At 67.8% G+C, this 25,723-nt stretch carries 30 protein-coding genes; 16 read left to right on the top strand and 14 right to left on the bottom strand.

Translation table 11 applies throughout. The features are described from left to right. The 10 genes from B133_RS22680 to B133_RS23330 form a co-directional block, all read right to left on the bottom strand. Positions 1-648: a hypothetical protein gene (locus B133_RS22680; RefSeq protein ID WP_018601049.1), complete on the bottom strand. Its 648-nt coding sequence runs from the start codon at positions 646-648 to the stop codon at positions 1-3. A gap of 98 nt (positions 649-746) precedes the next feature. After that, positions 747-1,289, bottom strand: a complete 543-nt coding sequence (locus B133_RS0110935; protein WP_018601048.1) for a hypothetical protein — start codon at positions 1,287-1,289, stop codon at positions 747-749. A gap of 29 nt (positions 1,290-1,318) precedes the next feature. After that, complete coding sequence (locus B133_RS23335) at positions 1,319-2,386, bottom strand: DUF2637 domain-containing protein (protein WP_051088047.1); 1,068 nt, start codon at positions 2,384-2,386, stop codon at positions 1,319-1,321. A 327-nt stretch (positions 2,387-2,713) separates the two neighbouring features. Then, a complete protein-coding gene (locus B133_RS22670) occupies positions 2,714-3,043 on the bottom strand; it encodes a hypothetical protein (protein ID WP_018601047.1) in 330 nt (109 codons plus the stop codon). Further along, positions 3,043-3,372: a hypothetical protein gene (locus tag B133_RS0110920; protein ID WP_018601046.1), complete on the bottom strand. Its 330-nt coding sequence runs from the start codon at positions 3,370-3,372 to the stop codon at positions 3,043-3,045. Before B133_RS0110920 ends, B133_RS22670 begins: the two co-directional genes overlap by 1 nt. A 375-nt stretch (positions 3,373-3,747) precedes the next feature. Further along, positions 3,748-4,134 (bottom strand): hypothetical protein, encoded by a 387-nt coding sequence (locus tag B133_RS0110915; RefSeq protein ID WP_026256260.1) that lies wholly within the window; start codon positions 4,132-4,134, stop codon positions 3,748-3,750. Beyond that, positions 4,131-4,448: a helix-turn-helix domain-containing protein gene (locus tag B133_RS0110910; protein WP_018601044.1), complete on the bottom strand. Its 318-nt coding sequence runs from the start codon at positions 4,446-4,448 to the stop codon at positions 4,131-4,133. Before B133_RS0110910 ends, B133_RS0110915 begins: the two co-directional genes overlap by 4 nt. Then, positions 4,445-5,263 (bottom strand): hypothetical protein, encoded by an 819-nt coding sequence (locus tag B133_RS0110905; protein ID WP_018601043.1) that lies wholly within the window; start codon positions 5,261-5,263, stop codon positions 4,445-4,447. Before B133_RS0110905 ends, B133_RS0110910 begins: the two co-directional genes overlap by 4 nt. Before the next feature lie 28 nt (positions 5,264-5,291). After that, positions 5,292-7,340, bottom strand: coding sequence for an FtsK/SpoIIIE domain-containing protein (locus tag B133_RS0110900; RefSeq protein ID WP_157625851.1), 2,049 nt, complete (start codon positions 7,338-7,340; stop codon positions 5,292-5,294). 2 nt (positions 7,341-7,342) lie between these two features. Then, positions 7,343-8,209, bottom strand: a complete 867-nt coding sequence (locus B133_RS23330; protein ID WP_081618281.1) for a hypothetical protein — start codon at positions 8,207-8,209, stop codon at positions 7,343-7,345. A 274-nt stretch (positions 8,210-8,483) separates the two neighbouring features. Here B133_RS23330 and B133_RS0110890 point away from each other — a divergent pair, with 274 nt between their 5' ends. The 14 genes from B133_RS0110890 (at position 8,484) to B133_RS0110825 (ending at position 18,768) form a co-directional block, all read left to right on the top strand. Continuing rightward, positions 8,484-8,663, top strand: a complete 180-nt coding sequence (locus B133_RS0110890; protein ID WP_157625849.1) for a helix-turn-helix domain-containing protein — start codon at positions 8,484-8,486, stop codon at positions 8,661-8,663. After that, complete coding sequence (locus tag B133_RS0110885) at positions 8,663-9,094, top strand: hypothetical protein (protein WP_018601040.1); 432 nt, start codon at positions 8,663-8,665, stop codon at positions 9,092-9,094. The genes B133_RS0110890 and B133_RS0110885 overlap by 1 nt, the downstream gene beginning before the upstream one ends. After that, on the top strand, positions 9,091-9,714 hold the full coding sequence (locus B133_RS0110880) for a hypothetical protein (RefSeq protein WP_018601038.1): 624 nt from the start codon (positions 9,091-9,093) through the stop codon (positions 9,712-9,714). Before B133_RS0110885 ends, B133_RS0110880 begins: the two co-directional genes overlap by 4 nt. Continuing rightward, positions 9,711-9,941: a hypothetical protein gene (locus B133_RS0110875; protein WP_018601036.1), complete on the top strand. Its 231-nt coding sequence runs from the start codon at positions 9,711-9,713 to the stop codon at positions 9,939-9,941. The genes B133_RS0110880 and B133_RS0110875 overlap by 4 nt, the downstream gene beginning before the upstream one ends. A gap of 98 nt (positions 9,942-10,039) precedes the next feature. Beyond that, positions 10,040-10,534 (top strand): hypothetical protein, encoded by a 495-nt coding sequence (locus tag B133_RS0110870; protein WP_018601034.1) that lies wholly within the window; start codon positions 10,040-10,042, stop codon positions 10,532-10,534. Continuing rightward, complete coding sequence (locus tag B133_RS0110865) at positions 10,531-10,926, top strand: hypothetical protein (RefSeq protein WP_018601026.1); 396 nt, start codon at positions 10,531-10,533, stop codon at positions 10,924-10,926. The genes B133_RS0110870 and B133_RS0110865 overlap by 4 nt, the downstream gene beginning before the upstream one ends. Positions 10,927-11,204: 278 nt before the next feature. Next, entirely contained in the window at positions 11,205-11,528 is a 324-nt protein-coding gene (locus tag B133_RS0110860; RefSeq protein WP_018601023.1) for a helix-turn-helix domain-containing protein, read from the top strand. A gap of 34 nt (positions 11,529-11,562) precedes the next feature. Beyond that, positions 11,563-12,108 (top strand): hypothetical protein, encoded by a 546-nt coding sequence (locus B133_RS0110855; protein WP_018601021.1) that lies wholly within the window; start codon positions 11,563-11,565, stop codon positions 12,106-12,108. 94 nt (positions 12,109-12,202) lie between these two features. Continuing rightward, positions 12,203-12,391, top strand: a complete 189-nt coding sequence (locus B133_RS0110850; protein ID WP_018601020.1) for a hypothetical protein — start codon at positions 12,203-12,205, stop codon at positions 12,389-12,391. Beyond that, complete coding sequence (locus B133_RS0110845) at positions 12,388-15,558, top strand: hypothetical protein (protein ID WP_018601018.1); 3,171 nt, start codon at positions 12,388-12,390, stop codon at positions 15,556-15,558. Before B133_RS0110850 ends, B133_RS0110845 begins: the two co-directional genes overlap by 4 nt. 426 nt (positions 15,559-15,984) lie before the next feature. Continuing rightward, positions 15,985-16,464, top strand: a complete 480-nt coding sequence (locus B133_RS0110840; RefSeq protein ID WP_198290994.1) for a hypothetical protein — start codon at positions 15,985-15,987, stop codon at positions 16,462-16,464. A gap of 81 nt (positions 16,465-16,545) precedes the next feature. Next, positions 16,546-17,190 carry a hypothetical protein gene (locus B133_RS0110835; protein WP_018601011.1) on the top strand — a complete coding sequence of 215 codons (645 nt, stop codon included), beginning with the start codon at positions 16,546-16,548 and terminating at the stop codon, positions 17,188-17,190. Further along, entirely contained in the window at positions 17,187-17,903 is a 717-nt protein-coding gene (locus tag B133_RS0110830; protein WP_018601010.1) for a hypothetical protein, read from the top strand. The genes B133_RS0110835 and B133_RS0110830 overlap by 4 nt, the downstream gene beginning before the upstream one ends. A 118-nt stretch (positions 17,904-18,021) precedes the next feature. Further along, complete coding sequence (locus B133_RS0110825; protein ID WP_018601009.1) at positions 18,022-18,768, top strand: DUF5131 family protein; 747 nt, start codon at positions 18,022-18,024, stop codon at positions 18,766-18,768. 18 nt (positions 18,769-18,786) lie between these two features. On the opposite strand, the gene B133_RS0110820 is transcribed toward B133_RS0110825, so the two are convergent. The 3 genes from B133_RS0110820 to B133_RS0110810 all read right to left on the bottom strand — a co-directional run bounded on the left by B133_RS0110820 (position 18,787) and on the right by B133_RS0110810 (position 23,325). Continuing rightward, the gene (locus B133_RS0110820; protein WP_018601008.1) at positions 18,787-19,767 is read right to left on the bottom strand and encodes a three-Cys-motif partner protein TcmP; all 981 of its coding nucleotides are present in this window, start codon (positions 19,765-19,767) and stop codon (positions 18,787-18,789) included. A 134-nt stretch (positions 19,768-19,901) separates the two neighbouring features. After that, positions 19,902-20,195: a hypothetical protein gene (locus B133_RS0110815; RefSeq protein ID WP_018601007.1), complete on the bottom strand. Its 294-nt coding sequence runs from the start codon at positions 20,193-20,195 to the stop codon at positions 19,902-19,904. Positions 20,196-20,247: 52 nt separating this feature from the next. Continuing rightward, positions 20,248-23,325, bottom strand: a complete 3,078-nt coding sequence (locus B133_RS0110810) for an N-6 DNA methylase (protein WP_036419141.1) — start codon at positions 23,323-23,325, stop codon at positions 20,248-20,250. A gap of 222 nt (positions 23,326-23,547) precedes the next feature. Between B133_RS0110810 and B133_RS0110805 the strand changes: the two genes are divergently transcribed. After that, complete coding sequence (locus B133_RS0110805; protein ID WP_018601005.1) at positions 23,548-24,210, top strand: hypothetical protein; 663 nt, start codon at positions 23,548-23,550, stop codon at positions 24,208-24,210. 27 nt (positions 24,211-24,237) lie between these two features. On the opposite strand, the gene B133_RS24070 is transcribed toward B133_RS0110805, so the two are convergent. Then, complete coding sequence (locus B133_RS24070) at positions 24,238-24,582, bottom strand: hypothetical protein (protein ID WP_018601004.1); 345 nt, start codon at positions 24,580-24,582, stop codon at positions 24,238-24,240. Between the two features lie 209 nt (positions 24,583-24,791). Here B133_RS24070 and B133_RS22660 point away from each other — a divergent pair, with 209 nt between their 5' ends. Then, positions 24,792-25,673 carry a hypothetical protein gene (locus B133_RS22660; protein WP_157625845.1) on the top strand — a complete coding sequence of 294 codons (882 nt, stop codon included), beginning with the start codon at positions 24,792-24,794 and terminating at the stop codon, positions 25,671-25,673. Positions 25,674-25,723 lie beyond the last annotated feature (50 nt).

Raw genomic sequence — 25,723 nt, 5'->3', positions numbered from 1 at the left:
TCAGTTCCCTCCCCGCGGTGCATCGGCGGCGGTGCACCCGAGCACCGGCGCGGCGTCATCGAGGGCGTCACCGACTACCCGCACCTCGTCCGGCAGCTCGAACATCCGCGCTGACCCGGGGATGCGGACGAGCTGCTTGCAGGTGTTGCCGGTTGCCGTCACCACGGTGCGCCACTGGTACGGCGCACCGTGCCGGTTCGCGGCCTCGGCCGCCGCCGCGTCGAAGCCGATGGGTGCGGGCGTGGTGACGCAGCTGAGTGCGTCCGCCGCTCCGGGGGTCTGGCGGAACGCCCGCTCGCTCACGGTGTCCCGGGTCAGCGCACCGCCCGCGTTCAGCGACCACAGGCTCTGGTCCGGCAACCGGATCCAGGAACAGGCGCCGGGACGCCAGTCATAGCTGAACGCGTACGGGACGCCGGACTTCGCGGCGGTCTCGGCGGCGTTACGGTCGACTCGCGCGGGGAGGCCGACGGATCCGTTGAGGTCCATCTCGTGGCGGATGGCCCGCTCCGACTCCGCGGACGAGTTGCTGCTGGGCGCAGCCGCGGTGCTGGTGTTCGACGGTGCGGGACTGGTCGAGCAACCAGCGGTCAGGGTGACGGCCGCGATGGCGGCCACCGTTGCGGCGGTCGTGATCGTGTACTTCATGTTCGGTTCCTCCTCTGGAACTTCGTGTGGGGTGGGCGGCCCCGTGCGTTGGTGCCCTGCCTCGCGTCGGTGTCGGTTGGATGCGGGTCAGGGGTGGGTCAGGTGATGGCGCGCTCCTCGTGGAGGTCGCGGGCGGCCTTGCGGATGAGATCCACCGCGGCGGTGGTAATCCCGACCCGCTCCGCGACGTCACGCCGCCCCGCGCCGGGGACCTCGGAGACGCGGCCGCGCCAGCCGCCAGCGGCGCGGATCTCCAGCAGCGCCTCCGCCAGGCCGGGGATGTTCCCACCGGCGCCGGCCTCGGCGGCGTTTAGCAGCAAGTCGAGATGCTCGTCGGTCGAAGTCGCGGTGATCCGCTCGGCGACCCCGTCCTCCAGCACGAACTGCACGCGCAGCGCATCCGCCGCCGGTCCCTCCGCGATCATCGCCGCTTCACGGAGATAGGTGCGGAACGTTCGGAGGACGTCCTGCCGGTCCGCCGCGGTGCAGGAACGGCTCCCGTACACGTCGTGCATGTTCGCCGCCAGGCGGGAGAGCTCCTCGTCCGTGGTCCAGGCGCTGATGTTCACCACGCCCGCAGGTGTCGACGGCGCGGCTCCCATGTCCCATCGGGTGTCGGTCAGGTTGGTGATCTTGGGCATACGGGGTTCCTCTTCTCTTGGGGATGGCGTCAGGCGGTCTTGTTCGCATCGGCGGCATCGATCAACTTCTTGACGATCGAGCGGTCGATACCGGCGGCTTCGGCGATCTGCCGCTGCGACGGCCGGGGGTCAGCGGTCACCAGCGCCATCGCGCCGAGGGCGCCGGCTTCCTTGTCCGGCTGCAGCCGGCCGGACGCCACCAGTCCCGCAACCAGCTCGGCGGGGCCAACCGCCACCGGATCAACCGCCACCACCGCGGCGTCCACCAGACGAAGGCTCGGAGCTTCAACCACCGGCTCATCGACAGTGGTGGTTGCCGGCTCCGGAGCGGTGGTGGTCGGATCCTCAACCAAGCCCGCCACCGTGGCTTCGACCCTGGTGGTTGGGGCGACCGGAACCTGGTGGTTGGCGACAACCACCACCTCGTCACCGCAGGTCACCGGCAGTTCCACAGTGGTGGCCTCAACGTCAACCACCGGGTCCGCCACCGGTTCCGGAGACGCTGTCGGAGCGTCCACCGGGTCCGCGACAGCCACCGGGGCAGCCGGAGGTACGACCGCGGTGGCGGTTGACCGCGGCGGCTCCTGGATCGGGAGCTCGTACGGGCCACGGTGGTGCACCGCCGGAGCGGTGGTGGTCGTGGTGGTGGTGGACGCCTCCGCGGCGATCTGCTTCACCACCTTGGGCCTGGTGGCCGCGACCAGCCCCCACGTCATCAGCGTCATCAAGCCGTCCAGGATCAGCGGGAACAGCGCCGCGTCGAATCGGCCGTAGCCGTAGCTCACGGCGAGGTCCCGCAGCGCGGCGAACGACAGCCGGAACGCCGCCACACCGAGGGCCACGACTCCGACGAGGAACACCCAGTAGCTGACGCCGTCGCCCTCCTGCCACCGAGACCAGGTGCCCATCAGGTGCATGAGACCCAGCAGCGCCACCGGAGGGATCACCGCTGCGACCACGGGGCCGATCAGCCTCCAGCTCCAGCCGTGCAGCGAGATCGAGTGCACGACGTTGCCGGCCAGGCTCATCACGGCGCCGAAGATCAGCAGGGTCCAGATGATGCGGCGGACCTCGCGGCGGTGATCGGGGGCGTTCATGGTGCGGTTCCTCCTGGAACTGGTGGTGGCGGTGGATCGGGATTTAGGTGCGGTGAGCTGCGGAAACGTGCGGTCCGGACAGGGTGTCCGGACTAGATCGGCCACTGTGCGACGGTCCGGACGCGGTGTCCGTACCGGCCATGTAGACCCCGCTGTAGCTCCGCTTGTAGCGCGGGGAGCCATGTACACGAGTGGCCGATACCGTGAAGTGGAAGTCGTGACCTGCGGAAACAGCTTCGTGAGACACCCCTGGCGTGGTCGGGGTGACCCGGTTCGGCCCACCGGAGTTGATGGCGCTGTAGGGGCGTCCGTATGCGGGTGCAGTCCTCATCCGACGACCTCCCGTTCATCACGGGCGCGATCGAGGCGGCGGGCGACCGTCCCGGGGTTGAGGCCCATCAGCTCGGCGAGACCACGGTCGGAGGCGCCGGACTCGTGCAGTGCCAGCAGCAGGGCGTCTTCGCGACGGGCAATCAGCGGCTGCCGGCGGCGCCACCGGCCGAGCGCCGCAGCGACCCGGTGTGGGTCGCCAGACTCGAGGTCTTCGAGTTCCTGTGCGGACACGCGGATCTGACTCGCGAGCATGTTGGCGGCGCGCAGCAACTGGTCCTGCTGTCCCGGTGGAGCGGGATCGGTGGTCGTGAACCGGAGGGGCATCAGCTGACCTCCCGCTCGGCCTCGGCGAGGGCGATGCGCCTGGCGACGGTCTCGCGGTTGATGTTCAACGCGTTCCCGATGCCACGGGGCGAGGCACCGGCGTCGCGCAGCAGCCGCATGACCTCGTTCTCGGCGCGGATCACCGGGGCTTGACCGCGGCGGTAGGCCACCAGGGCGTCGAGGACGACGGCCGCGTCGGTGACGGCGGCGGGCAGGTCGAGCGCCGCGGTGGCCGCGTTGGCGCGGGCGACGAGTTCGGTGACGGCGGCGGGCAGAGCGCCGACGGCCTCGGCGGCGGCGGCCGGGTTGCTCGTGGTGAAGCGGGTCATGGTGCGGTCCTATCGGTCGGGTCGGTTGGAGGCGGGGCTGTCCTACTCTGGTGGGACTGCCTGAGCGCCTAAGGCCACCGTACGTGAGTTAAAAGTCTTGAGCCACAACATATTTCGTCTCTGTTTTAGAGAACCGCAGGTAGACGTGGGTGCGGGCACAGATCCGGCTCAAAATTGATAGGCAAAGAGCCCGCGTCTATCGCGTTGCGCTACAGCAGAGTTCGGGGATGCATGAGTAGGCCCCCGCTGCCTGGTGCAACAACGGGGGCCTTGCTTTCTGGGATTGTTTGTGAATCGCGTTGTGCGACAGTCTCGGAACGAGAATCAGGATTCGCAGGATGTTGTGGAATCTTCACGCGCACATGCGTTGGGGCACTATTCCGTGCGCCAGCCGTACGCGCGCCGGGGATCGGCCACCAGGACCCGTCCGCACCACGCCGCGGGGCTCTCCGCGAGGTGCCGAGTCAAGGTGCGCGACGGCACCTTCGCGTTCGACGCCACGTACGCCGGACGGGTGCCTTCGAGCACCGCCAGCCCGAGCAGATGCCAGAGCCGAGCGTCCAGCAGCGGCCTGTGTGACCGAAGCGCGGCGAGAGCGTCCAAGGCGGCCTCCGCGGTGACGTCTTCGGGGTCCGCGTCGGCGAGGGCTTCCATCGCCGCGATCGCATCGGTGAACTCCTGCAACTCCCGCCTCGGAATCTCTCGCATCAGCTCCTTGGCAATTACCCGGTTCTGCGCGGTAGGGGCGCGACGGCGAGTCATCCGAAGTCCTCCGCGATCCACCGCGCGACCGTCGCCGGGGCGATGCGGCACCGTCGGGCCACAGTGGATGCGGGGATCCCGGCCGCGATGATCTCCAGGACCAGTGCACGCTCCAGGGTGTCGACGGTGGGCGTGGTCCGCTCCGGGTCGGTCACGGTGCCCAGCTCGTGCATGACATCGCCGACCGACGCGGCGACCTTGACGCCGTTCAGATACTCCGACCTGGTGAGGTCGCGGAGTGGGAACAGGGCGCGCCGGTACCCGACCACGACATCGCGAGCCGCCACCTGGAGCGGTGGGACGGCGGTGCTCATCGGGCGTATCCAGCGGCCGCGTTCATCGCGGCTTCGATGTCGAAGTGGGACTCGTCGAAGTCGGCGGCCTCGGGCGCCGGCGAGTACTTACCGACATCGACTCGCTGCACGGTCCAGACGCCATCCCCGTCGTCTACGAGGTCCACCCACCTCGCGTGTGCCAGCGGTTGCAGGGTGAGCCGGCGCTGCAAGGTCGCGGGGCTGCATCCGAGCAGCCCCGCCAGCGCCATGCGCTTCACACCGCCGAGCACGAGAGCGGCGAGCACCTGGTCGACCGCGGTCTCCATCGACCGCCGCGCGACTCGGAGACCGACCACGGCCTCCACCGCAGCGTCGACGGTGGCCGCCTCGACCACGGTGCCCTGGCTCACCGTGGCCATGGGGCGCAGCGCATCCAGGTACGCCGCACGCACCGCATCGGCCGTGGTGATCAGAGACTCCCGCGCGGCGCGCTGGCTCACCTTGTCCCGCAGCCCGTAGCTGCCGGGTTGGATATCGGGGACGGTCACCGCGGTGGGTGCAGTCGCAGTCAGACGGGCGGTCAGCGCGGAGGTGCGCAGAGCCAGCAGCCGGCAGAGCTTCGCCCTGGACACCCCGGCGGCGACCAGCTCCCGGAGCAGTCCGTTCACGGCGTGGTCCAGCTGCGGGCCAGCGGAGTTCAGATGCAACACCGCGGTGAGAGCGCGGTCGATGGTCGGTGGATGAGCGACGCTACGGTCGGCGATCTGCACCAGCGGACCGAGCGCGGTGACGTGCGCGGTGACGATCGTGGCGGCTGCCGACTCGATGGCGGCGTGGGCGGTGTTCGGGGTCATGAGGTCTCCCTTCGGGAAGGTGTTCAGGTCAGAAAGCGCCGGAGTGTGCGGCGTTGTCGTCGGGCGTGCCGGGGTCGTGCTCCTCGGCGTTGCCCTCGTCGTAGCGGCCGTGCTCAGCGATGTAGCGGCCGTGCTCGTCTTCGAGAGCGATGGTGGGGATGTCGTCGACAGGATCGGTGTCCTCGAACGCAGCGCAGGTGCGGAGCAGCCACTCGCCACCGTCATCGGGGAACTTCCACGCGAACCGGCTTGCCCGGCCGCCCGCGGCCACCGCAGCGTCGAGAATCTCCGCGGCCTGGCCGCCGTTGTAGAACGCTTTGAACGCGACGACCTCGCCGTCTTCGTCGACCATCACACCCATGCCCATGTCTCCGGGGCGGATGTGCGCCCCGGCTTCCGCGACGCGTGGGCGTTCCGACGCAGAGAACAGCTTGTCCATCGCCGAACCGGATCCTCCCTGGACCTGCCCGACGACGATGCGGCTAGACACCACGCTCAGCAGCGCGGTGTTGATGCCCGACTCGACCGTGACGTCCTGGGTGCTCAGCAGCACATGGATTCCGAGCGAGCGGCCCTGCCGGAGGATGAACCGCAGCTTTTCCATCGCGGCCTCGACGCCGGCCTTGCGGCGCTTCGACGAACCCGTCGCCAAGCCGCGGCCAGCCCACGCCCCGAACTCGTCGAAACACAGCACCAACAACGGGAACTTGTCCGGGAGCCGGCGCGCGACGAGCTTCTTGTAGATGCGCTTGCGGCGGAGCAACTCGTCGTGCAGGTACGCGATCGCCCGGTGAATCGAGGCGTCCTCCACGCTCAAGTTCTGCCCGATGCCCTCGCCGTAGACGGCCACCATGTCGGCGCCCTTGCCGTCGGCGAGGATCAGCGTGCCTCCGACACCAAGCTGGAGTTGCAGAGCGCGGAGCATCAGCCGGAAGAGGGTGCTTTTGCCCGCGCCGCTGGTTCCGGTGAGCAGAAGATGCGGCCGACGGCGGAGGTCGAGCATCAGCGGGCGTCCCTCCTGCGTCACGCCGACAGGGACGAGGATGCCGTCGCGCGCGGCGAGGAGGGCCTCAGCCTTGCTGCGGGGACGCCACAGCTGCGACGGGGAGAGCGGCGTCTGTGCGGGCCAGTTCGCCTTCGCGCGGTGAAGCAGTTGGATCTCGACGAGGCCGGGCTTGCGCTCGATCAGTTTCAGGTCGCAACGGAGCAGCCCCCGTAGTTTCGGTAGCGCGGCTTCGAAGTCTTCGCGGGCTTGCTCCCGGTGCATCTCCACGACGAAGCCGGGGCCGCGGCCGGTGTCGGCGAGGCACTCGATGATCTGCGGGAACTCGTAGCGGTAGACGGTCGGCTGCTTCGGCTTCTGCGCGTAGCGGCGGTCGATCTTCTTGACCGCGAGTCCGGCGTTGAACCACAGTGCTTCGCGGCGCTGATTCAGGTCCGCGTAGATGAGGTAGGCGTTGTGGTTCACCGCTCGGAACGCGGTCGCCGGATCGACTCCGACCACGCTGCGCCACAGCAAAACCAGCTGCCCGCCGCGGGGTCCAACACCGGGGAGTGGCTTCCCCTCGTATCGGCCGGCGCCCATGTTCAGCGCCGCCTGCTGGAACGTGGCGATCGCCGCGTACGTGTCCATGTCGGGACCGATCTCAGCCTTGATCGCTACTCCGAGGCCGTCCACTCGTGCGAGGGCGGGGGCGTTGCAGCCGAACAGATGTCGCCTCCAATCCTCCCGCTCGAATCGAGCGGTCCACAGTCGCGCCACCCGCTCCGGTGACTCCTCGGCGGTGGCGTCCGCGTCGACCCGCTGCGGTTCAGGGCACTGTGCGCCGGCCTCGATCTGCCGCCACAACGCGGCCAGCTCATCGACCGCACTGGTGATGGCGGCCTGCTGCGCGGCCTTCGCTGCGGCGGCGGACGGACCTGTCGGTGCAACGGTCTCCCCGTCGGTCTCGGTCTCATCCGCCACGTGCAGACGCGGTCCGGCCTTCGCCTTTGCCTTCTTCTGCGCCGGCTCGGGAGCCGGGCGCGCGGCGCGAGCCGCACCGCTGCGGCCGAGGAGCGCGTCGATGTCAGCCACCGTCACCACTCCCAGCCGGCGGCGGGATCGGGCACGGACGCTTCCGGTTCCGGGGCGGGTGCGGCCTGCTGCTGCTTCGGGATCATGCTGAGCCGGGTTACGTGCCAGTCCCGCACGGCGTCGCGGGTGAAGTCGCTCGCGGTTTCGACGCGCGCGGTGCGCACCAGGTGCTCGAGCACGCGGTTCAACTCCCGCGCGCCGACGGTGTAGTCGGCGGTGTTAACCGCCAGCTCCAAGTCCCCGGTGTCGTCGTCGCTGTAGCCGTTGACGTTGACCACCGCCGCGGCGGGGGTGAACGTCCCTGCCTCATCCCAGTGACCGAGGCGTGCGAGCTGGCATGCCTCCGCCCACGCGGCGTACACGCGGCTAGTGTCGCCGTCGCGGGTGACGAGGTTGCCGAACGCGGTGCCCTGCTGCCAGGGCACCGCCCACCCGAAGTCGGCGTAGCGCCGCAGGTCCTCCGGGGACCTCTCCGCGTGCTCGGTGCCGGCGTCCTGTGCGATGCGTCGGCCGCGGTCAAGCTCGGCGGCCTGCTCCGCTGCGGTCTTCTCCGCGTCGTCGACAGCGGAGCCCGCCAGCTTGACCACCGCGGCGATCACCAAGGCCACCACCGCTCCGAGCACCAGGTAGTGCCAGAGCGGATGCCCGGCGTAGAGAGTCTCGCCACCGCTGGTGCCGGGTGCAGTGGTGGTCGGCACCGGCGGGCTGTGCAGCTGCTGCATCTGATCGAGCTGGCTGCAGAAGTGGGTCAGTTCGGGGGACGGGGTGGCGCACGCGCCGGTGGGGTCGGCGGCGGCCGGAGCGGCCGCGCAGGAGGCCGCGATCGTGGCGGTAAGGAACGTTGCTGCTGTGAAGCGAATTTGGTTCATGCACCTGTTGTACAGCAATTCCAAGACATTCTCGGAATGGATTTCCGGGTCGCCTGCACGATCCTGCACATGAGCCCGGCTCCTGCCGTATAGCCGCTGGTACCAGCGTTTCTGAGAATATTTGCCCCTATTCTCTGTTTTAGAGAACCGCTCTCAGGAATGGCTCGACAGAGGCGCTGAAGCGGTCTACGGTGACGGTCAGTGGCAGTCAATTGAATGCCAATAAAACTTTGCTACAACAAGTGTAGTGAAGTTTTCGGAAGGGAAGAGGGACGTGGACGAGACCGAGAAGATTGAGCCGCCGGAGCTGCTCACCGTCGCCGAGTACGCCGCGCTGTGGCGTATCTCGACGGAGACCGCGCGCCGCCGGATCAAGGCCGGCGCCGTGCCCGTGGTGCGATCGGGCAAGACGCTTCGCATCCGCCGCGAGGACGCACTGAAGGGGGACGCGTGATGGCCGCCTTGACCCCCGCCGTGACGGCGCTCTGGCGCACCGCCGGCACCCGGATCGCCGCCGCCGGCCTGCCGCCGGACCTGCCGAACAGGGACGCCATGGTGCTGGTGGCCGGTGCGTTCGCCGCGGCGACGGCGGCCGCGTACGCGGAGGAGAAGGCGATGCACGAAGTCCTCGCGTTCGAGCTGCTGACCGGCGGCGCGATGGAGGCGTGGGGCCAGTTGTCCCGCGTCGAGGTGATGTCCGTCGAAATGACGGTGGCTCGCTGCTGGCGGGCGATCGTGTCGGAGTTCGCGCACCTGCGCGGCGTGAGTGAGGTGGCGGGCATGAGTCGCGACGGATACCAGGGACCTGCGCAGTACACGGCCCGCGCACCGTGGTGGAAGCGGCTGCTGCACGCGTGGCGCGCTCGACGGGAGGCACGGCGATGAGCACCGGCATCCTCGACCGCCGCCGCGCTGCGGCGGTGTACCTGATCGATCTCGGTCTGCCGGGCTGCGCGATCCGCTATGGCGTTGTGTACGCGAGTGCGAAGGCATTCGCGGACCAGTGCGGCCTGCCCGGTGCCACGGATGATCCGCTCGTCACCGAGCTGCGTCGCGACCCCGACGCGCAGGCCGCCGCCGAGCGGATCACCGCCGCCGCACAGGAACGGATCCGCGAGCTGATCGATGCGTGGTGGACTCCGATCGATCCACCGCCGCCGATTCGCGTGCTGATTCCGGCCGGTCTCAGCGGTGAGGTCGTCGGTCAGGCGGCTCGTGAACTCGCAGCCGAACGAGGTGGGTGGTCGGCATCGGTGCTGTACATCGGCGCTGTTGCCGAAGCCGAACACCGCGGCGTGAACGTCAACGGGATCATCGTCGGGCGACCGGACCTCGTGACCGCCCAACGCGAGATCGTCGCAGGAGCCGAACAGTCCGGGACTACGTGCTGGGACCTCGCGAACTGGCTGATGCACCCGCCTGTATGGCGCGCGGTGATCGAGCGGGCGCAGACCATCGCGACTGTAGAACGGATCGGCGCCGAGTCGGGGTTGGTGGCCCCGTGAACGTCCGCCGTGTGGCCGCCTTGAAGGCGCGGGCTGATCACCCGTCCACCCCGGAGGCGGAAGCGCAGGCGTGCCGGGAACTGCTGGCGCGGATGGTGCCCGAGTGCGGGTGCAGCTTCTGCGCGCTGGTGGCCACCGATCCCGTCGCGCGGGAGCGGTGGCAGGCGATCCGGGCGGACCCGCGCACCCAGGTGCTGTGCTGCGGGGCGTGGATCACCACGGCGTGAGCCGGGCGAGCGGCGGTGGCCGGCAGACGCAGAGCTGTCAGTCGCCGGGTCCGCCCGGACCGATAGAAACCGAACTACCCCAAAGGGGAACAACAACCATGAACGACAACATCTACGACAACTTGACCGATCTGGTCACCGCCACCACGACCGACCATGAGCTGGAGCTGATCGTCGCGGCCGCCACCGCTGCTGCGAGCGCGGAGCTGTTGGCCGATCTCACGACCCTGCGCGACGAGCTGCGCGCCATCGCCGCGGAGTCCGCAAGGCTGACCATGGCCCTGACCGACACCGAGATGGTGGTTCGCAGCGTGATGGACCTCGGTGTGGCGGAGCTCGTCGACCACGCCACCACCGACGAGCAGATCGCCGCCTACGTGACGGCGGCGGAAGCCGGCAACGGCAGCCCCATCTTCGGGCTGGCCGAGGAGTTGCACATGCTGCGGGACGCCGAGCGTGCGGACTGGGAGCAGGAGCGGGAGCGGGATCGCGTGTTCGCGACCGCCGCATTCGGCGCACCGCACATCGAGGACCCGGAGTACCGGGTACGGGTCGATGAGATCAAGGCCGGCATCTCGGTGGAGGACCTGTGACCGCGCCGAGCACGCGGGTCACCCGCATCGGATTCAGTCCGGAGTACTTGGACTGGCGCCGTCTCCACTCCGCGATCGAGAGCGATGGCGGAGACCCGGCTGGCGTCGTTCTCTGGCTGTCCAAGCTGCTCCAGGACGACCGCTGGAAGTCGTTCCGCGGGGCGAGCTGGCCGCCGTTCGACACCTTCGAGGAGTTCGTCCGCGCCAGGGATCACGGCCTCGACATGGAGCCCGTGGACCTGCTCCTGCTGCTCAGCGTGCGGGGCCGCACCGAGGCGAACCGACACTGGGACGGCAACTTGTTCGAGGAGGTACGGGAGCAGGCGGCCGCGCTGCTGGGGGTGCCGCCCGGGGTGCGGGAACGGCTGCTGGCGGCGGTGACGGCTGACTGATCCCGCGTGATGAATTGCACTGTGCCCCCGGCTATCTCGGCTGGGGGCGCAGTGCTGTCTGGGGTGATCCATTCTCTAAAGCAGAGAATCAGAGTGGGTGCAGCGGATTCCGATTCTGGATGGGTGCGCGACACGCCGAAAGTTGGAACAAAACTCGTAATTCTGTCCTAACCGCCTCTGACCTGCGATGTCTCTGTTTTAGAGAATCTACGCCGAGATTTAGTGTGCTACAACGGCTTTGAGGAACAGAACGACTCCAACGAACGGAGACAACGGATATGACCTACCTGAACACCGCGGAGGCCGGCGAGCAGCTCGGCGTGTGCTCCACCACCGTGCGCAGGATGATCCAGCGCGAGGAGTTGAAGGGGTTCCGGGTGGCCCGGCAGTACCGCACCACCCAGGAAGCGGTGGACGCCTACAAGGCTAAGTCGCCGGTCGCCTCCGCTCCGGTGACGGATCTCGCGGCGAACTCCACCACTGTCATCGAGCGGCTCGCCGAGGTGATCATGGCTCGTCCGAAGTGGCTGTTCGACCGCGCCGTGCCGGCCCCGGCGGGCTGGGAGCCGCTGCACGGTGCCCTGGCCGGTACACCGGCCTGACCTACTAAACCGAAACGCGAAGGAGCGCAACGACATGAGCACCTCGGAAACCGAGAAGCTGGCCGCCGCGCTTGACGACGCGCTGACCGACCCGGAGTCCCTGCGCGCCATCTTCTGCTACATGAACCACCCGGCGGTGAAGGCGCTGTACGACACCCCCGAGCGCCGGCAGCGGGTGGCGGCTATCGAGGCCACGACTGCGGCCCTACCTGGCGCGAACGGCGCTGTGACGTCTACCGACGTCCCGATGTGGGTCCGGCTGGGGATGCTGTCGGTGACCACGGCGTGGGTCGCCGGTGAGGCCCGTACCTGCATGCACGATCCGCGTCCGGACGGCTCGGTGCCCGGGTGGGCCGTGGCGTGGAAGCCGGACCTGGTGGCATGCCCGCAGTGTCTGCACCTGCTGGAGGCCGGCGGCATCGAGGAGTACCGCTGCGACTGCTGCGGACGGATCTCGCTGCCCGAGGACGGTGGGGTCAGGGTCGCTTCGGTCGGCAACGGGTCGCTGCTGTACCGCGCCGGGGCCTGCCCGGACTGCTGGACCGGATTCGACGCCGCGCTGCGGTCCGTCGGCGCCTGAAACATCCCCGGAGACAAGAAAAACCCCGGCGGGCGGCCGGGGCTTGTCTCTCAGAACCGAAGTTCCGAACTATCTAAGTGAGTGAGATCAGTATATGGCACACAAGCAGATTCCTGCACCCCGCGCTTCCGCCACGCCCATCAGCACCGCCGGCATCAGCCGCGCCTTCGTCCGGATGCTCTCGGCTGCAGTCGAATCCGGCGACGATCGCGAGGCGTTGAAGATCGTCAAGGGCGCCCAGGTGCACTTCGGCTTCCTCGTGGCTGAGGCGGTGGGTCGATGACCCCGAACTCCGAGCGCCACTGGACCGACGAGGTGGCGGCCGGCTGGGCTAGCGACGTCGGACTCGCCATCGACGACATCACGTTGCCCGACGGTGAACTCGGCGTCGCCCACGCCCACGTGGTCGCCGAGATGGCGCGTCGTGGTCTCGAGCGCCCGAAGGGTGACGGCAGCGTCGGCTGGGGGATGAAGCCCCGCAAGCGCAAGTTCACGCCGAAGCCGTTGACCGGGGTCGTGCCCCCGGCTGGTCCGGCGCCGACCGCGCCGCCGGTCGCACCAGGGGAGACCGTCTCGCCGCAGCAGGCCATGTACGACACCATCGTGCGGATGTGCGCGGTCGGCGCCACCCTGATCCCGATGGGTGGGGGCGGCAAGCGGCAACCCCCTCCGGGGTTCCCGTCGCACCCGGGGCTCACCGCGGACGCCGCGTACGCGCATCGGGTGGCCGGCGGGAACCTCGCCGCGGTCATGGGCGTCAACAGTCGGATGATCGCGTTCGACGCCGAGGACTTCGCGGCCACCGCAGCGGTGGAAGCGGCCGGAATCGTCCCGCTCGTACTTCCGGCGAAGTCGCAGTACGCGTCCGACATCCTCGCGACCGTCGAGGGCGACGAGGACTCGGGCAAGCCCAACACCAAGCGGGGCGGCACCCACACCTGGCTGCTGCTGCCCGAGGGAATCGACCCGGCGACGTTGCCGCACAGCGGCACCATCGGCATCGACCTTCCGAACGGCGGCGTGATCGATGTCCTGGCCGCGGGCCGGTACGCGATGGCACCGGGATCGCAGCTGGCGGTGGCACCTGGTGTGCAGTACGCCGTTCTCGTCAACCGTGCCCTCGATCCGTCCGTCGAACTCACGGCGCTGCAGGTCGCGCCGATGTGGCTGTTCGATCGGAGCGTGCCCTGTCCGCCGGAGCTGGCTCCGCTGCACGGCATCCTGACGCCCGTGCAGCCCCGGGAGCGGGTGGAGCGCAACGCCCGCAGCTCGGAGCTCGATCAGCTGATCGACGACGTTCCCTGGGAGCAGTGGCTCGACGGCCTCGGCCAGATCGTGTTCACCGGCCGGTACAGCGGGTGCGGCTGCCCCGAGTACCACTACCTCGGCGCGTCGACCGACAAGTCGCTGACGTTGCACGAAGGCTGCTCCGAGTACGGCTGCGGCGCCCACGTGTGGTCCGGCACCATGATCGCCAAGGAGGCACTCGACGGGGAGCACCTGTCGCGCGCACAGCTGCGGATGGTGCTCGCGGGTGAGACGTTCAAGGAGGCCTGCGCCGCAGTCAACATCAACATCGGCGAGGATCGCGCCGAGCTGCACGGCCTCGACGCGGAGTCGTTCGACGAGGCCGCTGAACGCGCCGACGAGCGCGGCGACCACGGCACCGCCGGTGAACTCCGCGCGGTGGCGGCCAAGCTCCGGGAAGCGGCTGCTGAACGCCGCGAGCAGGCCAAGGCAAACGGCGAGATCTTCTTCGACGCCGGGGAGGGGCAGGTGCGCGGGGCACCACCGATGATGCGGGGCGTCCCGGCCGCTTCGGCGCCCGCGGCGGCTACCGGTACGGAGACCACGACGCAGACGGCTACTCCGGCCGGAACGAGTGCCCCGTCGGAGAACAAGGTGGACCAGTCGCCGGAAGCCGCCATCGACGCCAGCATCCCAGCCGGCAAGAAGGAGATCTGGGAGCGGGTCAAGGCCAAGGGCTTCGATCCCACGAGCAAAACCCTGTACCCGCTCGGGTTCCACAGCACACCCGAGATCATCGCGGGCGTGATGGATTATTCGGATCGCACCCGGGCGCTGTTCCACAAAGCACGGTCCGAGCGCAACGTCCACCCCATCGGGCTCTACCTGATGGACCTGATCCGCTTCGGGAACAGGCTGCCCACCGACCTCGGCCCGTATCCCGGTGTGTCGTTGTCGACCTTCGTGGTGCTGGTCGGACGCGCCGGCACCGGCAAGACGCAGACCGGGCGTGCGGACCTGTCGCCGACCGACTGGGCCACCCTCGGCGTGGTCCGGCGCAACTTCGCTGAGGGGACGTGGGAGTACCCGTTGACCGGAGCCGATGTCAACCTCACCCACCGGCTCGGTTCCGGCCAGGTCATCGTCGACCTGTACGGCGGAAGTGAGCCCGTGTTCAACGAGGAGACCGGCGTCCAGATCAAGGGGCAGAAGCGGTTCAAGCCCAACGATCACCTCTCGATCCACGTCCACGAGGACGAGCTCAGTGCCTTCATCGCACGTTCCACCGGTCCGCAGAACACATCCCTACAGACGGTCTGCTCGGCGTGGGCGCGGGCCGACATCGGTGACTCGTCGCGGAACGCCGGCCCCAAGCTGGCCATCTGCGGGGCCGTGAGCCCGTACAACTTGTTCATGAGTTCGGGGCTGCAGCCCAAGAAGTCTGGGCCGTACTTCGCGTCGGAGGGCGTCGGCTACGTGCAGCGCAACATCCACTCCGCGGTGACGGATCCGTTCCGGAAGGTGGGCCTGCCCGTCCTCGCCAACCCGGGTCCGCAGCCGGCGCCGTCGCTGGCCCTTGGACACGAGACTGTCTTCGTTCTCTGCGAGTCGATCCAGCTCGCGATGGACGACAACGAGGAGGACGGCTCGATCGACACGCTGGTCGGCGTCAGCGACATGGACTCGCACCTGCTGATGGTGCGGGTGCGCCTCGCCTGCCTGGTCGCGGCCTACCACGGCAGCTTGGTGGTGACCGAGGAGTGCTGGGAGCACACGGGCGTGATCATGGAGCACGCCCGCCGCAGCCGCGCCTACTGCGAGGCCGCCAAGGATCACGCGGCTCAGGACGAGGCCGGTGACGCGGAGGTTTTGCGGAAGTACGGCATCCGTGTAGCGAGCGCGGCGGATCGCGAGCGAGTGGAGGCCTGCGCGCGGCGGATCATCGCGAAGATCGTCGGGGAAGGCCCGGCTGGGCTCACCCAGGGCGAGGCGAAGAAGGTCCTCGGTTCCACCCGCCGCGGAGGCAAGCCATCCGAACGCGATCTCTACGTGGAGGACGCCCTCAAGGTCGTCAAGGCCTCGGACGACATCGCTTTCGACGGCACCCGGTTCCGTGTGGTGACGAAGGTCGCCGTGAACCCGGCACCCGCAGCCGGCATCCTGCAGTCGGTGCCGAACATCGGCAACGTCAACGTCGCCTAGCAGCTCCACTTTCTCAGCAGCCCCGCCATTCGGTGGCGGGGCTGCTTTGTTGTACGCGGCGGGTGGGCTGATTCACCAACGTGCACGCAGATTGCGGTTGACCGCGCCGCGGCGGGGAACACGCGTTCCCCGGGGGGAACACGTTTCCGCAGGTCAGCCCTGGGGGGGAACGGGGGAACCGTTCCACCCCCTCCCGCAGGCAAACGGACATACAGGGACGTAACTAGGTAGAAACTACTACTTAAACTAACTAACTACTGAACGTTATTTAACAGTATCTGTGTCCGGTTCGGGAGAGGGTGGGTGGAACGGTTCCCCCGTTCCCCCCTGCCGCTGACCTGGGGTTTTCTGTTCCCCCCGGGGAACCACGCGTTCCCCCCTTCTGCTGGGAGGCAACGAGTGGTGCACGCCGATAACCAGCCGCGGGTGTCACCCGTCCGTGCGATGCTCACCGCCGTGACCGACACCTACCGCGACGAGATCCTCGACCTGCTCCGCCGCGCCGACTGCCACTTCGGCCACACGCTGCGCGAGGTGGAGGACGGCCTCACCGTCGACCAAGCGTCCGAACTCCGCGACGTCGGCCGCGACCAGGTGGCATCCTGCCGCCGCGCCGTGCAGCGGCTGCTCGACGGCGAGTTCTCCGCCAACGCGACGCAGGCCGGCTACGACGAAGCGGTGCACCGCGCCCTGCTCCACTTCCGCGGTGAGATGAGCGACGGGCTGCGCCAGCACGTCGACACACAGCTGGCACGCTTCAAGGCCGAGTACCTCCCGGACTTGAAGGTGGAGCCGTTGCAGTGCCCGTACGGTTCCGGGGTGCCGGCGAAGGCGGGTGCGGGCGCGCGATCGGAACCGGCGGTGTGCCCGGACTGCTTCACGGCGCACGCGGGGGAGTGCTGGTGACCGTAGACGACCGGTTCAGCTCCCGAAGGTGTCGGTGCCTCCGCATACGCTGATCCGACCGAGCTGGAGGAGGAACCGGGGATGAACAAGGCCGAGCGTTTGTGGCGTCTGCGCGACGGTGTGCTCGCGTGGCTGTACGAGCTGCGGATCGAGGGACACACCATCGCCGAGGCGCTGCCCGACCCCTTCATGGCGGCGACGTCCTGGTCCGACACCGACGTCACCCGCGAGGAGTTGAACGCCGCGCTCGAGTGGCTGATGGAGGAGGGCTACGTCAATGGCACCGGCACCATGCAGCGGATCGTCGTCCGACCCAGCCTGACCCCCTACGGCGAGAAGTACGCCGCGTCCGGCCGATCCGTTCGAGACCTCCCGGGAGTAGTTGAGGTGAACAGTCCCTACCTGCACATCGAGGGAAGCAGCGGTGTCGCCGTCGCGTTCGGGGGCAACAACGTCACGCAGACCGTCAACGTCCAGCAGCGGGTCGAACAGGCCCAGGCGCTCGCGGAGGCGATCGAGCGGGCGCTGCCCGCCGTCACCGACGCGACTGTGCGCGCGGAAGCGGAGCAGTTGGCGTTGGAGATCCGCGCCGAGTCGAAGTCGGAGGAGCCGAAGCCGGGCCGGTTGAAGGCGTTTGCCGCCACCGCGATGACGTCGATCGCCACCGCAGCGGGAACGGATCTCGGGAAGGCGATCATCGAGACGGCGCTCCCGCTGCTGTCGTGAAGACACCCATGCGACGCCGCGGGCAACTGGTCGCCGGCCTGGGAGTCGCGATCGCCCTCGTCTTCCTGGTCGGGTTCGGGTTGGTTCACCATTGGGGCACACCACAGTGGGGTCCGCTGGCGGAGTGGATCGCCGGCGCCGCCACCTTCGCAGCGGTGATCGTCGCGCTGCGGGAATCCACCCGGGGCCGGCGTGATCGGCTGATCGACTACGAACTCGAACGCCGCCGGGAGCGCATCAACGCCCTCGGCGACCTTTGGGGTGCGATCATGCAGGTCGGCCTGGAAACGCACAGTCTGTGCGACTACATCATGAATCTTCCAGCGACCTTCGACCCCAACGTCCCGCGTGCCGACAACGTCCCACAGGACCACCCCAGCGACCCCCTCTGCTACGAGTTCGGCAACCGGATCGCGCGCTTCCTGGACAGATGGGTGACGGCGGTCGAGCCGCACATCTTCGTGGCCTTGGCGTTGCTGGACGACAGCCCGCTGAAGTCTGGTGTCGGTGCCGTCATGCGGGACCTGAGCGCGATCAACAACGAGGTACTGCCGGAGATCAACCGTGTGTTCTCTCTGGGACGCCGGCCGGACCAGGAGTTGCTGAAGACGGCGTGGACGACGCTGGCGCTGCGCCGGCAATCGCATCTCGACCTGGCGCGCGAACACTTCAGCCTGGCGTTGACGGATGTCGAGAAGGCCCTCCGCCGCTGACGGCCATTGCCCATAGTCACATACGACACACCGGTCACAGTTGCAACACCGCGGGGGCGTCGGTGGCTCACCATAGAGTGACCGCGACAGCAAGGAACCGCAGGGCGAGGAGAAGTCGATGGCGGATCGTTCGGCGATCGAGTGGACAGAGGCCACCTGGAACCCCGTCACCGGGTGCGATCGCATCTCCGCCGGGTGCGACCACTGCTACGCGATGACCCTGGCCAAGCGACTCAAGGCGATGGGTTCGGCGAAGTACCAGGTCGACGGCGACCCCCGTACCTCCGGTCCCGGCTTCGGCGTCACCGTGCATCCGCAAGCCCTCGACGAACCGCGCCGCTGGCGCAATTCCCGGGTGGTGTTCGTCAACTCGATGTCGGACCTCTTCCACGCCAAGGTGCCGATCGACTTCATCCGCGACGTGTTCGACGTCTGCCGTGACACCCCGCAGCACACCTACCAGGTGCTGACCAAGCGCAGCCTGCGCCTTCGCCGCGTCGCCGACAAGCTGGACTGGCCCGACAACCTCTGGATGGGTGTGTCGGTGGAGAACGCGGACGTGCTCAGCCGGGTCGACCACCTCCGCGAAGTACCGGCCGCGGTGCGGTTCCTGTCCTGCGAGCCGCTGATCGGACCGCTGGACGGCATTGACCTCGCCGGCATCGGCTGGGTCATCGCGGGCGGTGAGTCCGGCCCCCGCTACCGGCCCGTCGACGTTAACTGGGTCCGTGGCATCCGCGACGCCTGCACCGAAGCCGAGGTGCCGTTCTTCTTCAAGCAGTGGGGTGGCCGTACCCCAAAGGCGCTCGGCCGCGAACTCGACGGGCAGCTGTGGGACGAGATGCCCGGGGCCGCAACCGGTTAGGAGTCGTCTCCTGCCGGCCTACCACCAGTCGCGTGAGGCTGGGTTCCAGGTCGGCTCCGGTGTCCACAGCACTTGGCCGAGGGTGTCGCTGGGCTTCACCGTGATCTCGTCGGGACCGAAGAGCGCCATCAGCCCGGCTTCTTCCGCTTCCTTCTCAGCCTTCGCCGCCTGAGCCTGACGCATCATCTCGGGCTCACGCTGCGCGGCCTGGTTGTATAGGTGCCGCATGATCCGGTCGCCGGCGTCGTGGTCGGTCGCGAACACCATGTCGAAGATCGTCATCTTGTTGGTGGACATCGTCATCGGGATCCGATGGGTGAACTGGTAACCGAGGTCGGTCTCCAACCGGTACCGCATGAGGTTGACCATCTCCTGCCGGTACTGCGGCGCGGTGATCGTGCGGTAGCGCAACGCCCGCAGGATCCGACGCCAGTCATCCCCGCCGTACAACAGCGATACCTGCTGCGCGAACTCCTCGGCGTTGGTTCCGCGGACACCGCGGGCGATCATCGCCGGCGACATCAGCATCCACAGCTCGGTCTTCCAGCCGTTCTTGTTCTGTCGGAACCGCGCCACCTTCTCGATGGTGCTCCAGTGGATCTCCGCGCCTTGCTGGTCGAGGAAAGCGAACGTCGGCGCCCAGTTGACCGGCTGCAACTCTTGCAGGACGCCGTCGATCGTCTCGTTGCAGTTGCCCTTCACGACCCGGTACCGGTTGTCTCCGGGGAACCGTTGCGCCAGTGCGGCAGATAGCTTGTCGGCCTTGGAGCCCAGCTCTCCGAACCTGAGCACGGTGAACCCGGGGTCGGCTTTCAGGGCGATGGTCGGTGACCCGTCGAACTGCTCCCCGGTGTGCTTCTCGACGTTGTCGGGTTCACCGGCCATGAGGTCGAGGTATATACGCTGCTCGGACCGCTGGCTCGCGGAATTGAAGCGGGGTAGGTAGTCGGCGAGGATCTGCAGCTTGTTGCGCGTCCAGTACGACCATTCCCGCGCCATGTACGTGCCCCTCCCGTTCAGATATTGCCCCGGGAGCAGCGTATCCACAGGAACGGACACGACCGGTCAGCCTCGCCGTCGATTCGCCCTCAGCGGAACACGATCCGTGGGCTCCAGGGACTCGACGCTAAGGGTCAGGTCAAGTCGCCTTCCCGGACGCTCCACCACCCGCTTCGCCACAGCTGCGGCAGGAGGTGCCGACCCTCGTCGGTGGTTCGGTAGGGGTTGTCGAGCGGCGAGACCCTCTGCCGGGCGGCTTCCTTTCCGTCCTCCCACGCCTGGCGCTGTTCCTCGGGCGTGGTCTCGATTCCGTCAGCCGTGTTGCCCATCAGGGTGTCGATCAACATGTTGAGGCCGCTGATGTGGCCTTTCAGCGTCTCGATGTAGTCATCGGTTGCTTCGTCTTCGACGAGATCGTCTCCAGACATCGGGTCTCCTTCTGGTGGACAGCGGTGACAGTTGGGCATGCCTGGGGGCGGGTCAGGACGCCGCGTCGCCCACGGTGAGTAGCAGCTGGGTCACGGCCTCGACGATGTCGTGCAGGATGTTTTCGCTGTCCAGATGCGCGCGTACGAGGGTGCGCGCCTGCTGGAACGTGTTGGCGCTGCTGATGTCGACCTTCGCGGCTTCGGTCTCCGCTCGTTTGCCGAGCTCCGCCAGTTGGACGTGCAGGCTCACCTCGTTGTCGTAAGTGGGGAACGGCGCGGTGAACAGGTGCTTGTCAAAGTCGCGCGGCCCGAACAGTCCCACCGCTTGGAGCGGCTGCACATTCGCCAGTACGGGTGCGGAGTTGAGGATCGCCGCCAGGTAGTGAGCCTCGGCTTCGATCATCGTCGGCGCCCAGTACAGCTTGTGCTCGATCAGTGCCCTTGAGTCGCGGACGATCGCCGCGGCGATTGCGTTGCCCGACGCCGTGTACACGACCCGGGTTGCAGTGACCGGCAACTGCGACGAGAGCTGATTGTGGAAGTTCATCCGGTCCCGTAGCGGCAGTGTTTCGCGCGCGGGACGGTGCTCCTCCCACACCTCCTCCGCCTCCGACCACCAGCTGTTGAGGCCCTGGTGGAGTTCCAGTTCGTCGGCGGACAGGATCGCGGTGTCGGTGATCGGGAGTACGGCTTCACGGGGCGCTGTCGTGCGGAACGGGAGCACCTGCTCGCCGAGATATACCGGCCGAATGAAGCGGTTCTCGACGTTCGCCTTCAGCGAGTCGCACGACTTCCACGGCTCCTTCTCCAAGTTGTTCCGGAAGGAGGTGACCGCCCGGCGGCCGGCACCGGCTCCGAGGGGGCCTGCCGGTGCGTCGACGACGAACATGAGCGAGCGAGGGTAGAGGATCGCCCCGTTTCGGAAGCGCTCTTTGTACGGACTCTCGACAACAACCGCACCATGGTCGAGCGCGCGCACCGTGGAGGGTCCTGTTGTGATCTTCTCCGCTGCGATTGACCACGGCACGTCGGGGTGCGTCAGTCTCCCCGCCCACGCGCGTGTAGTGACGGGCATCTTTCCGGGTGACTCGGACAGTTTTCCGTGCACCACGCAGCACGGGATCGGGAATCCGATTGCTGCGTCGGCTCCCTTCATATCCCAGCTCTCTTCAAACTTCACGGTGAGGTGGTTGCCGGTGTCGCCGCGCCAGTCACCGCTGCGGAAGCCTGTGTGGGGGCTCCGAGTCATCACCCCATGTGGCATGACGAACGCGAATTCACCACCCCGGCGGAGGTATAGCTCGATGGCACGAACGACGAACAGTGTGGCGAGGTCACGCCCTGAGGCCCCGAGTGCACCGGTGAGCAGGTTCCGGTCCCGGGAGAGAGCGCGGTACTGCACCTGCATCGGTCCGGTCATCTTGTTGTAGCGGAGCCACGGCGGATTCCCGATGAGCACGTCGACTCGGTTCTCTGGTTCGGCCAGCCACAGTGGGCGGATAAGATTCCGGACGTAGTAGCCCCAGATGTGGTTGCGTCCTTGTGCTCTCAGCGTGCACAGGTTCGAGAAGGTCTCGGCGAGCATCTTCCCGTCCTTGCTATCCGCGGCGATCCCGCGGCGTTTGAGGACAGGCAAGATCGCCTTGCCCGCGTTCGCAGGTTCGGTAACGAGCGCCCGATCGGCCATCTCGGAGACCAGGTAGTCGAACTCGGTGGCGTTCTTGAGCACCGAGCGGGGAAACAGCAAGTCGAGCGTGAACAGCCCGCCTCCGCCGGCGAGGTCGGCCTCGTCGGTCCGTACGCGAACGGCCTCGCTGCTGAAGATGTCGTCTTCTTGCCGCCACTGAATCGAGTCACCGAGGTAGACCGGGACCGTCAGGTCCTTTCGGCCGGCTGAGGTGATGTTCTCCCGCCCCAGCGCCAGCAGATAGGTGACGCGGGCCAGAGTGACGGCCACGGGGTGCACGTCGATGCCGACCACATGGTGGGTTGCCTGCTGCACCGCCTCGTCGATGTCGGTTCCAGCGGCGACGGCCGCAGCCAAGTAGCCCCGTACCGCGTGGAACAGGAATGTGCCGCTGCCGCAACTGGGGTCGGCCACCACCGAGTTCAAGGAGTCGGAGACGAACGCTTCTACCATGCGATCGGCCAGCCAGTCCGGCGTGTAGTACTCGCCGAGGCTTTCGCGCGTCTCCTTGGTGATGACAGACTGATAGAGGATCTTGAGTACGTCGTGCTCGACGGCGTTCCAGTCGAAGCGGGACACCCGTCGGCCGAGGTTGCGGACGAACGATTCACCGGCCTCGGTGTCGGTAACCCAGTCGAAGAAGTCGGCCTCCACTACACCACGGATGCGTGCGTTGGAGAACTCGGATCCGCTGGTGATCTGCTGCGCAGTCAGAGTGCCGGTCGGCCCAACGTCGAAGCCGAGTACCGCGTGGGCGATCAGCTCAGCGGTGGTCACCAGCAGGGTGTGGTTGATGAACAGCTCTTCGCTGTCGACGAAGTCCTCGCCCAACGCAGCGCGGAGCAGCTTCGCCCACAGCTGGCGCTTGAGCTGAACCTCCTTGTTGTCCTTGTTGGCCTCGTAGATTCCTTGCAGCTCGGCCGCGTCCAGTTTGTGCGCCGGGGACTGGGCACCGAGGCGGCTCTCGATCTCCTCTGGAATGGGACTGATGGCGGTCAGTGTCGACATCACCGACTCCAACCAGACCAGGAGCTCATCGGCGTTCGGATTGGTCGCACTGAGAGTGTGGGTCGAGATCAGCTCCAGCACATCGTCGTTGAGGTGGTACAGGCGCCACTCGCTGCCGTCGGTGAGAATTCCGACGTACCGGCCGAGCGCCTGAGTCCGCTGCGCAACGTATCCGCCGAGTTGTTCTTCGGCGGCAGCCAGGTCAGCGGCGTGCAGGTTCTTCTTCACCTCGATGACACACTGGCCGATTTCGACGTCGATCCGGCGACGGGTCCCGTCACCCACCTGTGCTTCCATCGTTGCGACCTCGTCTGTTCCCAGCCCGATGTCGGCCTGGGTCAACAGCGAGTAGATGTCAGCTTGAGTGGTTGCTTCGGGCCGGTTGGTCTGCGCGGCGAGGCGAGCGACGATCTGTTCCAGATGTGGAGCGGTCACACAGGCAGCGTAGGCACGGGCCTCGACAGCCTCCGGACGGCACGCCGCCTCCGCCGTCGCCGTGAACTGTCGGGTGTCCTCCATCCACCCGGACAGCGCTGGCAGGTCCAGGTCCTCCGCGAATTCATCCACGACCGTTTAGACGCACGTCGGAGCCGAACGGTTCCACCGAATTCACGCCGCTCCGACGGTGTCGGTGGGGCCTGGCAGTCTGGTCCAGCGATGACCCAGGTGCGCACCCTCCGCTTCCACACCGAGCACGGCCCCGCGCCGCTGTTCGACAAGGCGCGCGAACAGCTGAAAGGCCTCGCCGGCCTCAACCTGGAGATACCGCACGCGCAGTCCCGCTTCGACGAGCGCGAGATTCCACGGCAGTACCTGACCGACTTCCAGCCGGAACTCTGGGAGGTGGTCACCGTGGAGACCGCGGTTCGCACCGGCCGCATCGTCTACATGTCGCTGCGGCGCAAGCTCGACCCCGAGAAGTACCTCTGGATCGTGCTCGCCTCCGAGCACGTGATCACCGCATGGGTCAGGGAACGCCCCAGCACGCGCGCGGCGCATCCGCTGATCGTCAAGGACGGACCGGCGTGGGACGCCGCCGCCGAGGGGCGAGAGCCCGCGATCACCGGTGCCATGGCCGAGTGGGCGGACGCGTACGCGCGCCGCGTACGTGCTCACCGGGTTCTCGTCGCCCTCGCAGCCACGCCCGAGCGTCCCAGTGGCGACCGACTCGCCCACGCCGCGGAACGGGTTCTCTCGGGCAGCACCTGGAACGAGGCCGCGGCCACGGCCGGGTGGGCCGGCCGTGCGGGCATGGACGCTGCGATCGCGCGCCTGCTTCGGGCAGTCAGGCGGAGCAGCCTTGCAGGGGGCGATGGCTGACGCTCTCCCAGGTGGCGTCGTGCGGGGTCAGTCGGTCCCCGGCCGCTTCCGCGACCGACGCCGGTCCACCACCCTCGCGTCTCGGATCGCGTCCCAGTCGATGGTCGGCGCCTCCGGATCGGGTTCCGGCTCCGTCGGCGGCATCCGGAACACCAGCCAGCCGTGGACACCGGGCGGTGGCCTGCGCCGCCCAGGTGGCGGGGCCAACTCGGGCAGGTAGTGCTCCACGCGGTGTGGCTTCCCGCCTGGTGGCCACTTCTCGATCAGGTACGGAATGTACGCGTCCGGGTCATCGAACGGGAGGGATTCGTCGGCGGCGAGTTCCGCCAAACTGAACGGGATCCAGACTTCGTCGTGGAGCATCGGCATCATCTGCTGATTCTCTATTTTGGAGAATCGACATCGGTATTGGGGCTGGTCGGTGGGGTTGTCGGCGCCGACAAGCTGGTGGCTGTGCGACGGCCGCAGGGGCACATCGAACGGCGCGCCGAAGGGGTGCGTAGCCGAATCCTTCAGGCCCTCAAGGGGTCTCGTGGAACTGACCTGGAGTTTCCTCGGCGTGACGTGGGATAATGGGGATCGTGAAGAGACGACACGCTGTACTCATCTCCGCTGTGGCGGGTGCCATGGCGCTGTCGGCGTGTTCGACTCACGCGCCCTCGGAGACTCGTGCATGGCCCACGCCGAGCCCGGTGGCGGCTGATGTGCCGGTGACGGATACGGCCGCACCTGCTCCGGCTGCTCCGCGGTTCGTGTGGCAGGACGTCACTGGGCAGGGACACGAGGCCGACCGTGACGCCACCCGGTACCGTGCCCAGTTCGGCGCCGACCCCGCTCCGGGCATCGAGATCGTGCACGCCACCGGCAGCCAGCCGGGTGACACGGTGCCGTGCACGCTCGGCCCCGCCGTGGACAAGGGCTGGCTCACGGCAGGTCACTGTGCGCGGGACTTCAGCGCGGACCAGTACCTGATGGGCAGCGCGACCGGCGACCCGCAACTGCTGGGCACCGCCTCCGCCCCGGCCGGACCTGTTGACGCCGCGGTGGTCCGAACCTCTGGTGCCACGGTGACGAAGATCGCTGGCACGTGGCCCGTCGCCGGTGTACTCACCCCGAAGGGTGTACGTGACCTGGTGAGGCTCGGCGATCCGGTGTGCTTCGACGGGGCGGTGTCCGGTGTCGTATGCGGCGAGCGGCTGTCCGACGACGCGGATGGGCTGCTGGTGTTCTCCCATGCGGCGCAGCATGGTGACTCCGGAGCTCCGCTGTTCCTGGTGGACTCCGTCACGCACAACGCGGCGCTGATCGGCATCGTCAAGTCCACGGACACGACGTCCGCTCATGCCACGTATATCGAAGCGGCACTTCTGGCTACCGGCACCCTGGCGAGGCTCGACCCGGGCGTGACAGCGTTCGGCTCGCCTGTCTCCGGGCAGTTCTCGCAGCGGATCACCTCCCAGTAGTCCGTCGCTGCAACGGATTCGCAGCGATGTGAACCGAATCATGCTGTGCA

The sequence above is a fragment of the Mycobacterium sp. 155 genome (assembly GCF_000373905.1).
GTDB lineage: Bacteria > Actinomycetota > Actinomycetes > Mycobacteriales > Mycobacteriaceae > Mycobacterium.
The sequence above is the reverse complement of the archived record's forward strand: the minus strand, read 5'-3'. Positions and strand labels throughout refer to the sequence as shown.